Source organism: Geodermatophilus sp. SYSU D00700 (assembly GCF_054050255.1).
This window is the reverse complement of record NZ_JBJGZA010000002.1, coordinates 192,461-205,659: the sequence shown is the minus strand read 5'-3', so window position 1 is coordinate 205,659 and position 13,199 is coordinate 192,461. Positions and strand designations below refer to the sequence as shown.

Below are 13,199 nucleotides of genomic sequence, written 5' to 3'. Positions count from 1 at the left end.
GTACGGTGATCGGGTGCAGCAGGCCGACACCACCGTGCGGCACCTGTTGGCCCGCGGGGACTTCCGCCGCCTGCTGGCCACCCGGCTGCTCGCCCAGTCCGGCGACGGCGTGCTGCAGGCGGCGCTCGCCGGGACGGTGCTGTTCAACCCCCAGCGGGCGGCCGACCCGGTCGACGTCGCCGCGGCCTTCGCCGTGCTGCTGCTGCCGTACTCGGTGGTCGGGCCGTTCGCCGGTGTCTGGCTGGACCGGTGGAGCCGGCGCCAGGTGCTGGTGCGGGCCAACGTGCTGCGCGCCGGGCTGGTCGCCGTGGTCGCCGCGCTGGTGCTGGCCGGGGACGCGGGACCGCTCTTCTACGTCGCCGGGCTCGCCGTCTTCGCCGTCACCCGGTTCCTGCTGGCGGCGCTGTCCGCGGCGCTGCCGCACACCATCGACCCGGCCTCCCTCGTGCCGGCCAACGCGCTGTCGACGACGTCCGGGGCGGTGGCCACCGTCGTCGGCGGCATCACCGCCCTGGGGCTGCTGCAGCTCGGGACGGCCGGGGACGTCGCCTACGCCGCCGTGGCGGCCTCGGCGGCCCTGCCGTACCTGGCGTCGGCCGCCGTCGCCACGGGGTTCGGCCGGCAGTACCTCGGCCCCGACTCGGGTGCCCGGTCCGCCCACCTGCCGGCCCGGGCGGTGCTGCGCGGGATGGTGGCCGGCGCCTGGCACGTGGCCGAGCACCCGCCGGCCGCCGCGGCGCTGGCGGCCATCGGGGCGCACCGCGTCTGCTACGGCCTGCTCACGCTCATGACCCTGCTGCTGTACCGGAACACGCTCACGGAGGGGACCGGCCCGCTCCCGGGCGGGCTGGCCGGCCTCGGCGTGGTCCTGGCGGCCGGGTCGGCCGGCACCCTGCTGGCGGCGGTGACGACGCCCGCGGCGGTGCGCCGGCTGGGGACCCGCGGGTGGGTGGTGCTGCTGCTGGCCGGCGGCGGGGCGCTCCAGCTCGCGCTCGGGCTGACGTTCGCACCGCCCGGGTGGGTGGCCGCCGGTCTCGTCCTCGGCTTCGTCGCGCAGGGCGTGAAGATCTGCGTCGACGCCACGCTGCAGCAGTCGGTCGACGACGACTTCCGGGGCCGGGTGTTCTCCGTCTACGACACCCTGGTCAACGTCGCCTACGTGGCGGCCCTGGTGGCCGGCGCCCTGCTGCTGCCCGCGTCGGGACGGTCGGTGACCGGCCTGGCCGTCGTCGCCGCGGTGTACGCCGTCACGGCCGCCGGCTACGCCCGGATCACCCGCGCGCACGCGCCCTGACCGGTCCCTACAGCGTCGGCTCGCAGGCGCCCCGGCCGAGCCGCGCCAGGCCGGCACGGTCCCCGGGGCCCAGGTCGAGCTGCCCGTCGTTGGCCCCATGCATGAGCTCGCCGGGGTCGTCGACGTGGGCCAGGCCCAGCACGTGCGCGAGCTCATGCACCAGGACCGCCCGCAGCGCGGCACGGCCCGCCGGTGTGGCCGCCGCGCCGGCCGCCCAGTCGGCGTCGACGACGACGCTGCCGGTCACGTAGACCGCCGGCCCGCCCGCGGAGACGGCCTCGCTGCCGCCGCGGGCGGCGACGCCGCCGCCGACGTCGGGGTTGCCGGCCGGCAGCTCGAAGGAGACCAGCACCGGCGCCCAGCGGTCCCCGTAGCGGGCGGGCTGGTACGCCGGGCGGTCGCGGCCGACCCGCTCGTCGGTGCGACCCTCGGACACGAACCGCAGGCCGGTGGCCGCGGCGACCTCCGCGACGGCGTCGGCGACGAGGACCTCCGCGTCCGGTGGGGCATCGCCGACGCGGACGACGTAGTGGACGGCGCGGCAGGGGTCGTAGGCGACCGGCGTGACGCCGTCGGCCTGGTGGTCGAGGAACGCCCAGCTGCCGCCCGGGGCCGGAGCCGGCGGCGGGACGCCCAGCGGCGACGGCGCGGCACCGACCCCCGGGGTGGGCCGCTGGCCCGGGACCGCGGCCGGCGCCGTCTCCGGCGAGGCGCCGGCGGGGTCCTGGACCGACCACGCGGTCAGCGCGAGGACCAGGCAACCGACGGCGACGGCGGTCGGGCCGGGGCGGCGCGCTGCCCGGAGGAGCCCCCGGCCGTGCACTCGCCCGTGCACACATCGCCCGTGCACCCGTCCCCCGTCCCTGCGGCCCGGCCGTCGGTCCTACCGGCGTCCGGCGCGGCGGGGGAGACCGCGCGGGGTGGTGTCACCCGGGCGGAGGAGGGATCAGGAGCGGGCGGCCCACCAGGCGCGCAGCTCGGCCTCGGCCTCGTCGGGGTCGAGCGGGCCGCGCTCGAGGCGGAGGTCCTTGAGGAAGCGCCACGCCTCGCCGACCTCGCGGCCCGGGCCGATGCCGAGGATCTCCATGATCGCGTTGCCGTCGAGGTCGGGGCGCACGCGGGCGAGGTCCTCGGCCGCCGACAGCTCGGCGATCCGCCGCTCCAGCGAGTCGTAGGTCGCCGACAGCGCCGCCGCCCGCCGCTTGTTGCGCGTCGTGCAGTCCGACCGCACCAGCTTGTGCAGCCGGGGCAGCAGGTCGCCGGCGTCGGTGACGTAGCGGCGCACCGCCGAGTCGGTCCACTCGCCGCGGCCGTAGCCGTGGAACCGCAGGTGCAGGAAGGTCAGGCGGGCGACCGCCTCGACGACCTCCTTGGGGTAGCGCAGCGCGGTCAGCCGCTTGCGCACCAGCTTGGCGCCGACCACCTCGTGGTGGTGGAAGGACACCCGGCCGCGCGGCTCGTGCCGGCGGGTGGCGGGCTTGCCGACGTCGTGCAGCAGCGCGGCCAGCCGCAGCACCAGGTCCGGCGACGGGGCGTCGGGATCGGCCCGCTCCAGCGCGATGGCCCGGTCCAGCACGGTCAGCGAGTGGGAGTAGACGTCCTTGTGCTGGTGGTGCTCGTCGATCTCCATCCGCAGCGCCGGCAGCTCCGGCAGGACGACGTCGGCGAGGCCGGTGGACACGAACAGCTCCAGCGCCGCGCGCGGGGCGTCCTGCAGCAGGGTCCGGGACAGCTCGGCCTGCACCCGCTCCGGCGTGATCCGGGCCAGCTCCCCGGACATCGCGGTGAGCGCCTCGACCACCTCGTCGACGGGCGTGACGCCGAGCTGGGCGACGAAGCGGACCGCGCGCAGCATCCGCAGCGGGTCGTCGGCGAAGGAGTCCGTGGCCGCGCCGGGGGTGCGCAGCCTCCGGGCCAGCAGGTCGCCGAGGCCGCCGAAGGGATCGGTCACCGTCCGGTCGGGGCCCAGCGAGACGGCCATGGCGTTGACCGTGAAGTCGCGGCGGGCGAGGTCGTCGCGCAGCGACGTCCCCCAGGCCACCTCCGGATTCCGCGACTCCCGGTCGTAGCGGTCGGCGCGGAACGTGGTGATCTCGACCCGGGTGCCGCGGATCTCGGCGCCCACGGTGCCGAAGGCGATGCCCTGGTTCCACGTGGAACCCGCCCAGCCGCGCAGCAGCCGCAGCACCTGCTCGGGCCGGGCGTCGGTGGTGACGTCGAGGTCGCCGGCGGGGGTCGCGGCGCCGCTCCCGGCGGCCAGCAGCGCGTCGCGCACCGAGCCGCCCACCAGGTGCGCCTCGAAGCCGGCCGCGGTGAACCGCTCGCCGAGCTCGACGAGCACGGGCGAGACGTCGACGAGGTCGCGCACGGTCTGCTGGACCGCCGGGGGCACACCGGACACGACGAGCCAGGGTAGTGCGGCGTCTCGCGCTACCCTCCTGGCATGGGAGGGACCGGTGGACGAGGGCGCCCCGGCCGCCGACTGCGCCGGGTCGACGAGACCTCCGCCGGGGGCCTGGTGGTCGCCGACGACGGCATCTCCGGCCCCCGCGCCGCGCTCATCGGCCGCACCGACCGCCGGGGCCGGCTGCTGTGGTCGCTGCCGAAGGGGCACATCGAGGAGGGCGAGACCCCGGAGGACACCGCGGTCCGCGAGGTCGCCGAGGAGACCGGGATCATCGGTGAGGTCCTCGCCCCGCTCGGGATCATCGACTTCTGGTTCGTCGCCGAGGGCCGGCGGGTCCACAAGACCGTGCACCACTTCCTGCTGCGCGCCATCGGCGGTGCCCTCTCCGACGCCGACGTCGAGGTGACCGAGGTCGCCTGGGTGCCCCTCGACGAGCTGAGCGACCGGCTGGCCTACGCCGACGAGCGTGCGCTGGTCGAGCGGGCGCCGGCGCTGCTCGCCGACAGTGCGTGACCGCTCGCGCGAGGTCCGTCCCAGGCACAGCACCCCCGCCGCCGGGGCCGGCCGGCGCGGGAGGGCCGGGACGCGCCGCGGTGACCGCGTCCGCCGCGTCCTGACCACCGCGCTGCTGGCCCTCCCGCTGCTCGCGGGGCCGGCGGCGGCGCCGGCCGCCGCCGCCCCCACGACGCCGCCCACGCCGACCGCGCCGTCGCGGCCCGCACCCCCCGTCGACCCCGAGCGCCCGGTGACCGTCGAGCTGACCCGCCTCGACCCGCGCACGGTCGCGCCCGGTGGCACGGTCACGCTGGCCGGCACGCTCACCAACGCCGGCGACGAGACGCTCACCGACCTCGGCATCCGCCTGCAGCGCGGCGAGGTGGTCACCACCCGGGCCGAACTCCTCGCCGCCGACGTCGACCCCGACCCGGTGTCGGCGGCCGTCACGCCCTTCGTGCCGCTGCCCGCCCCGCTGGAGCCCGGCGCCTCGCTGCCGTTCACCTACACGGCCTCCACCGCCGACCTGGCCATGGACCGCGACGGCGTCTACCCGGTGCTGCTCAACGTCAACGGGACCGGGGCCGACGGCGACCCGCGGCGGGTCGGGGAGGTGACCACCTCCGTGGTGCAGCAGACCGCTGCCCCCGCCGCCGCGACCGCGGTGGCCTGGCTGTGGCCGCTGGTCGAGCGCACCCACCGCGACGCCTCGGGCGGGTTCGTCGACGACGACCTCACCGGCCTGGTGTCCGAGGGCGGCCGGCTCGACCGGGCGCTGGAGGTGCTCGAGCGGCTGCCCACCGCGCTCGGGCCGGGCGCGCCCACGACCACCCCCGTCGCCCCGGTCAGCGTGGCCGTCGACCCGGCGCTGGTCGAGGAGCTCGCGCTCATGGCCGAGGGGCCCTACGACGTCGCGGGCGAGGAGGGCGCGGGCACCGGCACCGAGGCGGCCGCGGCCTGGCTCGAGCGGCTGCGCGCCGTGGCCGCCGAGCACCCCGTCGTCGCGCTGTCCTACGGCGACGTCGACGCCGACGCGCTGCAGTCGGCCGGCCTGCCCGCGGCGCTCACCCGCAGCCTGCCCGCGGCCGCTCCGGCGCCGGCCACGGGGGAGGGCGGGGACCCCACCGACGGCAGGCCCGAGGGCACCGTCTCCGCCGACTCCCCGGGACCGGCCGGTGCCGCCCTGGTCGAGGAGGTGCTCGGCGTCGCGCCGCGCACCGACCTCGCCTGGGCCGCCGGCGGCTCGCTGCGGCCCGAGACCCTCGACACGCTCCGCGGCGGCGGCGTCGAGCAGGTCGTCGTCGCCTCCGGCGCCCTGACCACGGGTGAGGCCGCGCTCGGCCTCGCCGGCGGCGGCGCGGCGGCCCGCACCACCCTGCCCGGCGCCGAGGGCCCGGTCGAGGCGCTGGTGGCCGACAGCGGCCTGTCCGGCCTGGCCGGCGCCACCCGGAGCACCGCCGGCGGGCCCCGGGTGGCCGAGCAGCGCTACCTCGCCGAGCTGGTCCTGCTCTCCCAGCAGCCGGTCGCCGACCCGGCCGGCCAGTCGGTGCTCGTCGCCGCGCCGCGCGACGTCGACCCCGACCCCGAGACCGTCGCCGCGATGATCGCCGACACCGCGCTGCCGGGCCTGCGCCCCGCCTCGCTCACCGACCTCGCGGCCGGGCCGGTCACCGACGCCGGCACGCCGCTCGAGCCCGCGGACGCCGCCCTGCTCGACCCCCAGGGCCTGGCCGACGTCGTCGCCGCCGCGAGCCTGCGCGACGACCTCGCCGGAGCGGTGACCAGCGACCCCGCCACGGAGCTGGCCCCGTACGACGCCGCGCTGGCCCGCACCGCGTCGTCGGCCTGGCGCGACGAGCCGGCCGCCTTCCGGACGGCGGCGGCCGACCTGCGCGACACCGTCGAGGACCTGCGCCGGCAGGTCACCCTGCTCGCTCCGGCCGACGGCACCTACAGCCTGGCCTCCAGCGACGCCCCGCTGGTGCTCACCGTGCAGAACGACCTGCCCTTCCCCGTGCGGGTGCTGTTCGACGTCCGCACCCGCGACAACGTCGGCCTGACCATCGGCGACCCGGGCCCGCAGGAGGTGGCGCCCGGGCAGCGGACGACGGTGGAGATCCCCATCGAGGTCCGCCAGTCCGGGCGGTTCGCCGTCACCGCGGGTCTGACCACGCCCGGCGGCCGGCCGCTGGGCGAGGACGTCGCCATCCAGGTGCGCAGCACCGCCTACGGCACCATCTCGCTGTCGATCACCATCGGCGCCGCCGCGCTGCTCGGCCTGCTGTTCCTGCGCCGCGGCGTGCGGTACCTGCGCCGGCGCGGCCGCGAGCAGGACGCGGCCGAGCCGGCCGGCGCGTCGTTCCCGCCCAGCCGGAGCCCGGTGTGAGCGGCGGGCCCCGCAGCGAGGAGGACGCCCCCGCGCAGCGGCCGCTGCCGCCGGTCCCGCCCACCTCCGGTGCGCGGGACCACACCGAGCGTCCGGACCGCACCGAGCGCTCGAGCCGGCCGCCGCTCCCCCCGCCGCCCTACCCGGTCGCGCCGCCGCCGGACTCGCGGCTGCCCGCCCCGCCGGCCCGCCGTCCGGTACCCCCGGTCCCGCCGCCGGCCCGGCCGCGCCCGGACGCGGCGCCCGGGCGCTCCCCGGCCGGCCGGCCGCCCTCCCCACCGCCGCGGACCGGCGCCCGGCCGCCCGCCGCACCGCCCGCGGAGGTCCGGCGCACCCCCCGGCCGCTGCCGCCGGTGCCGCCGCCGGTGCGCCACCGCTTCCTGCCGGCCGAGGAGACCCAGGTCCTCCCGATGCTGGTGCTGCCGCCGGTGCCGCGGCCGCCGGAGGGGGAGACCGAGGAGGAGGCCCGCCGGCGGGAGGGCACCCCCGGCGCCAGCCGGGGCATCCTGCGCGCGGCGGGCACGATGGCGGTGGCCACGCTGGTGTCCCGCGTCACCGGACTGCTGCGCACCGTCGTGCTGGCCGCGGCGCTGGGCGTCGGCCTGGTCAACGACGCCTACAACACCGCCAACACGCTGCCCAACATCGTCTACGAGCTGCTGCTCGGCGGGGTCCTCACCTCGGTCATCGTGCCGCTGCTGGTGCACGCCCAGGAACGCGACCGGGACGGCGGGGTGTCCTACGCCCAGCGGCTGTCCACCGTGGCCATCGCCGGGCTGGTGGTGGTCACCGCCGTCGCCGTCGCGGTCGCGCCGCTGCTCACCGCGCTCTACGGCATCCAGGGCGACGAGGAACAGGTGCGGCTGGCCAACTGGCTGGCGCGGATCCTGCTGCTCGAGATCGTGTTCTACGGCATCGGCGCACTCGCCCAGGCGATCCTCAACTCCCGCGGCGTGTTCGGGCCGCCCGCCTGGGCGCCGGTGCTCAACAACCTCGTCGTCATCGCCACCGGCGTGCTCTTCCTGATGGCCGCCGGGCCCGGTGACCTCACCCCGGCGACCATCACGCCCGGCCAGGTCTGGCTGCTCGGCGGCGGCACGCTGCTCGGGATCGCCGTGCAGGCGCTGGTGCTCGTACCCCTGCTGCGCCGCGCCGGCGTGCCGCTGCGGCCCCGGTGGAACCTGCGGGGCATCGGCCTGCGCGAGGTGGGCGGCCTGGGGCTGTGGGTGGTCGGCTACGTCGCCGTCAGCCAGGTCGGCGTGGTGGTGGCCACCCGCATCGCCAACGCCGCCACCCGCGAGGGCGGCCTGGGGTCCAGTGCGCTGGCCATCGCCAGCCTGCTGTTCCAGATGCCCTACGGGATCATCGGCGTCGCGCTGCTGACCGCCCTGGTGCCGCGGATGAGCCGCGCCGCCGCCCGCTCCGACGTGCCCGGCGTCGTGCAGGACCTCGCCCTGGGCACCCGGCTGTCGGCGCTGGGGCTGCTGCCTGTGGCCGCGGCGCTGACCGTGCTGGGCCCGGAGCTGGCCACCGTCGCCTTCGCCCGCGGCAACACCTCGGTGGAGGAGGCCCAGGGCATCGGCGCGGCGCTCGCGGTCGGCGCGTTCGGCCTGCTGCCCATGGCGGTGACGCTGCTGCAGCTGCGGGTCTTCTACGCCATGAAGGACGCCCGCACGCCCACGCTCATCCAGGTCGGCATGGTGCTGGTCCGGGTGCCGCTGCTGCTTCTCGTCCCGGCGGTCGTCGGGCCCGAGCACGTCGTCGCCGGGCTGATGCTGGCCACCAGCGTCACCTACCTCGCCGGGTGGGTGTTCGGGCACGTGGCGCTGCAGCGCAGGCTCGGCGGGCTGCGCACCCGCGAGACCCTCGGCCCGGTGCTGTGGATGGTCCTGGCCTCGGTCGTCGCCGGCGTGCTGGGCTGGCTGGTGACCGGGGTGACCGAGGACGCCTTCGGCACGTCCGTGGCAGGCTCGCTCGGCACCCTCGTGATCGGTACCGTGGTCGTCGGTGTCACGGCCCTGGCCGGGTTCGTGCTCGCCCGCGTCCCGGAGCTCCGGGAGCCCCTCGCCGCCGTCCGCGCGCGGCTGGGCCGCGGATGAGCGCCGACCGGCCGGCGGGCGACGGCACCGGCCCCGGGGCAGCACGCCACCGGCCGGACAGCGACAGGGGGTCGGCAGCGTCCGTGACGTCCACGATCACCGGGCTCCCCGACCGCTACCGGCCGCTGGACCAGCTCGGCCCCGAGGAGCGGACCGGCACCGGCGTCATCCACTGCTGGCGGGCCCGCGACCGCGTCCTCAACCGCGACGTCGCCATCCGCGTGCACGTGCCCGGCGGGCCGGCGGCGCGGGCCTGGATCGCCCGTGCGCTGACCGCCGGCGGGCTGGCCACGCCCGCCCTGGCGATGGTCTACGACGCCTCCGAGGGCACCGGCGGTGCGGGCGGGGTCGCCTACGTCGTCAACGAGTGGATCGAGGGCCAGACCCTCGCCGACCGGCTCGCGGACGGCCCGATGGACGAGCGGCAGGCCCGCACGGTGCTGCGCCGGCTCGCCGAGGGCGTCGCCGAGGCACACCGGGTCGGCCTGGCCGTCGGCGGGCTGAGCCCCGAGACCGTCGTGCTGCGGCCCAACGGGCTGGTCGGGCTGCGCGCCGTCCCGGCCGCCACCGGCAGCGTCCAGGAGGACATCGCCGCGCTGGGCGCCCTGCTCGAGTACTGCCTGACCGGCCGCCGCGCCGGCCTCGCCGGTCCCGACGGCGTCACCGCGCCGCCCCCGGTCATCGCCCAGCCCGACCTGGCCGCCCTCGTACGGCGGGCGCGGTCCACCGAGCCGGGTGCGGGGCTGGCCAGCGCCGCCGCGATGGCCGCCCTGCTGGCCGAGCGGCCGCGCAGCGGGGGCCACGCCTCCGTGCCGGTCCGCGACCGGGACGAGAGCGACAGCGGCTGGCTGCGCCGGCTGCGCGAGTACCGGGACGCCGAGCAGGCGGACAGCGCGGGGGACGCGACGGTGGCGACCCCGGTCGTCGCACCGGAGCCCGACGACCGGCCGCAGCGGATGGGCCCCGGCGTCCTCCCACCGGTCCCGCCCCTGCGCTCTCCCGACGACGACCCGGTCCTGCTCGACGCGGCCGACGACGACGAGGGCGGCGGCCGGTCGCGGTCCTCCCGCCGGCTGCTGGTCGCCGGGCTGCTGCTGGCCGCGCTCGCCGTCGTCGTGCTGCTGGCCTGGTGGGTGGGCACGAACCTGCTGTCGGTGGCCGACGACGTGGACCGCCGGCCGGTCACGCCGTCGCCGTCGTCGAGCAGCGCCGCGGCCTCGGCGAGCGCCGCGCCCCCCGCGACCCCCGGCGCACCCCTGGCCGTCGCCTCCGGCGCGGTCTTCGACCCCTTCGGTGACGGGGCGTCCGAGAACGACGACGACGTGCCGCTGGCCGTCGACGGGGACCCGGCCACCGCGTGGTCGACGCTGAGCTACCGGGGCTCGCCCGCCTTCGGCAACCTCAAGCCCGGCGTCGGGCTCGTCCTCGACCTCGGCGCGGCCCAGCCGGTCGGCGGGGTGACCCTGACGACGACCACCCCGGGCATCGCCGTGGAGGTCCGCACCGGCGAGGCCCCCGACGGCGACCTGGAGTCCTTCCCCGTCGCCGCCGCCGGCACCGTCGACGGCACCGCCGAGCTCTCCTTCGACGAGCCGGTGACCACGCGGTACGTGCTGGTGTGGGTGACCGGTCTGGTGCCCGCCGAGGACGGCTTCGCCGGGGCCCTCGCCGAGGTCGCCGTCACCCCCGCCGAGTGAGCCACACCGCCCTCCACCGGCCCTGATGGGGGAATGCGGCACTAGGATGGGGCGTTGTGCCGCGCGTGACCCACCCCCAGCCGACCCCTGGCCCCGCCACGACCACCGAGATCACCGCGCCGGTGATCCCGCCGGCGGAGCACGACGGCGTCCGTGACCTGATCATCATCGGGTCGGGCCCCGCCGGGTACACGGCGGCGGTCTACGCCGCGCGGGCCAACCTGCACCCGCTGGTCTTCGAGGGCTCCCAGTTCGGTGGCGCCCTGATGACCACGACCGAGGTCGAGAACTTCCCCGGGTTCCCCGAGGGCATCCAGGGCCCGCAGCTGATGGACGACATGCGCACCCAGGCCGAGCGCTTCGGCGCCGAGCTGGTCGCCCGCGACGTCACCGAGGTCGACCTCACCGCCACGCCGAAGGTGGTCAAGGTCGGCGACGAGGTGCACCGGGCGCACGCGGTCATCGTGGCCACCGGCTCGAAGTACCGGTACCTGGGCCTGGAGAACGAGCAGCGCCTGCTCGGCCGCGGCGTGTCCGCCTGTGCCACCTGTGACGGCTTCTTCTTCCGCGACCAGGACATCGTCGTGGTCGGTGGTGGTGACTCCGCGATGGAGGAGGCCACCTTCCTCACCCGCTTCGCCCGGAGCGTGACGGTCGTCCACCGCCGCGAGGAGCTGCGCGCCTCGAAGATCATGCAGAAGCGCGCCCAGGACAACGAGAAGATCCGCTGGCAGCTCGGCAAGCAGGTCACCGACGTCCTCGGCGACCAGACCGTCTCCGGCGTCCAGCTCACCGACGTCGTCAGCGGCGCCACCGAGGAGATGCCGACCTCCGGCGTGTTCGTGGCCATCGGCCACGACCCGCGCAGCGAGCTCTTCGTCGGCCAGCTCAAGGTCGACGACGAGGGCTACATCCAGGTCGAGCACCCCACCACCCGGACCAACATCGACGGCGTCTTCGCCTGCGGTGACGTGGTCGACCACGTGTACCGCCAGGCGATCACCTCGGCCGGCACCGGTGCCGCCGCGGCCATCGACGCCGAGCGCTGGCTGGCCGAGACCTTCGACGAGCGCTGATCCGGGCATACCCCACGGCACTCCGGGGTTCTCACCCCCGGAGGCCCACCCCAGACCTCGACAGACCGAGAGGGAGAACGACCATGGCAGGCAACACCGTGACGGTCACCGACGCGACCTTCGCCAACGAGGTGCTGGGCAGCGACAAGCCCGTCCTCGTCGACTTCTGGGCGGAGTGGTGCGGGCCGTGCAAGATGGTCGCCCCCGTGCTGGAGGAGATCGCCAAGGAGCACGGCGAGAAGCTCACCATCGCCAAGCTCAACATCGACGAGAACCCGCAGATCGCCCGGGACTACCAGGTCATGTCGATCCCGACGATGACCGTCTTCCAGGGCGGCAAGCCGGTGAAGAGCATCATCGGCGCCAAGCCCAAGGGCGCGATCCTCTCCGACCTCGCCGACTACATCCGGTAGGACCCCTCTGCCAGGGCCCGTTCCTCCACCCGGGGGAGCGGGCCCTCGCCGTCTCCGGGGACGCGCAGGGGAGACCCCGCTGGGCCGGTCGGGGTCGCGCACGGGACAATCGTCGGCACGATGGGTAACGACAGCAGCATGGAACCGCTGCGTCCGGGAGACCACGGACCGGCGGTGGCCGACGTCCAGTCCGCGCTGCGCAGCCTCGGCCTGCTGCAGCCCGCCGCCGGGGCGGCGACCGAGGTGTACGACCAGGCCACCGAGCTCGCCGTCCGCCACTTCCAGCAGGTGCGCGGGCTGTCGGTCGACGGCCGGGTCGGCGAGGAGACCTACCGGGCGCTGTCGGAAGCGCGCTGGTCGCTCGGCGACCGGCTGCTGCACCACGACCCCGAGCGGCCCGTGCGCGGCGACGACGTCACCGGCCTGCAGGAGCGCCTGCTCGAGCTCGGCTACGACGCCGGCCGCGCCGACGGCATCTTCGGCCGGGAGACCGAGACCGGGCTGCGGGCCTTCCAGCGCGACTACGGGCTGACCCCCGACGGCACGTGCGGGCCGGCCACCCTGCGGGCGCTGCGCCAGCTCGGCCGCAAGGTCACCGGCGGCCGCCCGCAGCTGCTCCGGCAGAGCGCGAGCCTCGTCGACAGCGGGCCGCACCTGATCGGCCGGCGGATCGTCGTCGACCCCGGGCACGGCGGCGAGGACACCGGGTTCACCGCCGGCGAGACCACCGAGGCCGACCTGGTGCTCGACGTGGCCCGCCGGATCGAGGGCCGGCTGGCCGCCGCCGGCGCCACGGTCTACCTCACCCGCGGCCGGGACCAGGACCCCACGCCCGAGCAGCGGACCGCCTTCGCCAACGACGCCCGCGCCGACCTGTTCATCTCGCTGCACATGGACGCGCACGGCTCACCGCACGCCCGCGGGGTGGCCAGCTACTACTACGGCACCGGCTCGGGGACGTCGTCGACGGTGGGGGAGCGGTTCGCCGACCTCGCCCGCCGCGAGGTCGTGGCCCGCACCGGCATGCTCGACCTGGGCGGGCACCCCAAGACCTGGGACCTGCTGCGGTGGACCCGCATGCCCGCCGTCCGGCTCGACTGCGGGTACCTGTCCCACCCGGTCGACCGGCTGCTGCTGCTCGACGCCCGGCTGCGCGGCACGGTCGCCTCCGCCGTCCTGGCCGCCGTCCAGCGGCTCTTCCTGCCCGCCGAGGCCGACCCGCCCACCGGCACCTTCGTCCTGCCCCAGCGGGCGTAGCGCACCGCGCACTCCTGGGGCGCGTGGGACGACGGGACCGGACGGGTCCGTCTCACCCGCCGTGTCGGAGGAGGC

The 13,199-nt window shown here is 76.9% G+C and carries 10 protein-coding genes; 8 read left to right on the top strand and 2 right to left on the bottom strand.

Going from position 1 to position 13,199, the window contains the following annotated elements; all coding sequences use genetic code 11:
- Window positions 1-13 precede the first annotated feature (13 nt).
- A complete protein-coding gene (locus ACI79V_RS02665) occupies window positions 14-1,294 on the top strand; it encodes an MFS transporter (protein WP_456886582.1) in 1,281 nt (426 codons plus the stop codon).
- A gap of 7 nt (window positions 1,295-1,301) precedes the next feature.
- Here the strand turns inward: ACI79V_RS02665 and ACI79V_RS02660 are convergent, their stop codons facing one another.
- Both ACI79V_RS02660 and ACI79V_RS02655 read right to left on the bottom strand, forming a co-directional pair.
- Window positions 1,302-2,117 carry a matrixin family metalloprotease gene (locus ACI79V_RS02660; RefSeq protein WP_456886580.1) on the bottom strand — a complete coding sequence of 272 codons (816 nt, stop codon included), beginning with the start codon at window positions 2,115-2,117 and terminating at the stop codon, window positions 1,302-1,304.
- Window positions 2,118-2,240: 123 nt separating this feature from the next.
- Complete coding sequence (locus tag ACI79V_RS02655; RefSeq protein ID WP_456886578.1) at window positions 2,241-3,695, bottom strand: CCA tRNA nucleotidyltransferase; 1,455 nt, start codon at window positions 3,693-3,695, stop codon at window positions 2,241-2,243.
- Window positions 3,696-3,737: 42 nt separating this feature from the next.
- Between ACI79V_RS02655 and ACI79V_RS02650 the strand changes: the two genes are divergently transcribed.
- The 7 genes from ACI79V_RS02650 to ACI79V_RS02620 all read left to right on the top strand — a co-directional run bounded on the left by ACI79V_RS02650 (window position 3,738) and on the right by ACI79V_RS02620 (window position 13,124).
- Window positions 3,738-4,214 carry an NUDIX hydrolase gene (locus ACI79V_RS02650; protein ID WP_456876998.1) on the top strand — a complete coding sequence of 159 codons (477 nt, stop codon included), beginning with the start codon at window positions 3,738-3,740 and terminating at the stop codon, window positions 4,212-4,214.
- On the top strand, window positions 4,207-6,582 hold the full coding sequence (locus tag ACI79V_RS02645) for a DUF6049 family protein (protein WP_456886576.1): 2,376 nt from the start codon (window positions 4,207-4,209) through the stop codon (window positions 6,580-6,582). The genes ACI79V_RS02650 and ACI79V_RS02645 overlap by 8 nt, the downstream gene beginning before the upstream one ends.
- Window positions 6,579-8,681 (top strand): murein biosynthesis integral membrane protein MurJ, encoded by a 2,103-nt coding sequence (gene murJ / locus ACI79V_RS02640; protein WP_456886574.1) that lies wholly within the window; start codon window positions 6,579-6,581, stop codon window positions 8,679-8,681. The genes ACI79V_RS02645 and murJ overlap by 4 nt, the downstream gene beginning before the upstream one ends.
- Before the next feature lie 83 nt (window positions 8,682-8,764).
- Entirely contained in the window at window positions 8,765-10,378 is a 1,614-nt protein-coding gene (locus ACI79V_RS02635) for a hypothetical protein (protein WP_456886572.1), read from the top strand.
- Window positions 10,379-10,434: 56 nt separating this feature from the next.
- Window positions 10,435-11,454: a thioredoxin-disulfide reductase gene (gene trxB / locus ACI79V_RS02630; protein WP_456886570.1), complete on the top strand. Its 1,020-nt coding sequence runs from the start codon at window positions 10,435-10,437 to the stop codon at window positions 11,452-11,454.
- 83 nt (window positions 11,455-11,537) lie between these two features.
- On the top strand, window positions 11,538-11,867 hold the full coding sequence (gene trxA, locus ACI79V_RS02625; RefSeq protein WP_089405465.1) for a thioredoxin: 330 nt from the start codon (window positions 11,538-11,540) through the stop codon (window positions 11,865-11,867).
- Window positions 11,868-12,041: 174 nt separating this feature from the next.
- A complete protein-coding gene (locus tag ACI79V_RS02620) occupies window positions 12,042-13,124 on the top strand; it encodes an N-acetylmuramoyl-L-alanine amidase (protein WP_456886568.1) in 1,083 nt (360 codons plus the stop codon).
- Window positions 13,125-13,199: the final 75 nt, after the last annotated feature.

What these genes read in the sequence shown, in the direction of transcription:
- ACI79V_RS02650 (WP_456876998.1), top strand. Translation starts at nt 3,738, where the DNA reads ATGGGAGGGACCGGTGGACGAGGGCGCCCCGGCCGCCGACTGCGCCGG.
- trxA (WP_089405465.1), top strand. Translation starts at nt 11,538, where the DNA reads ATGGCAGGCAACACCGTGACGGTCACCGACGCGACCTTCGCCAACGAG.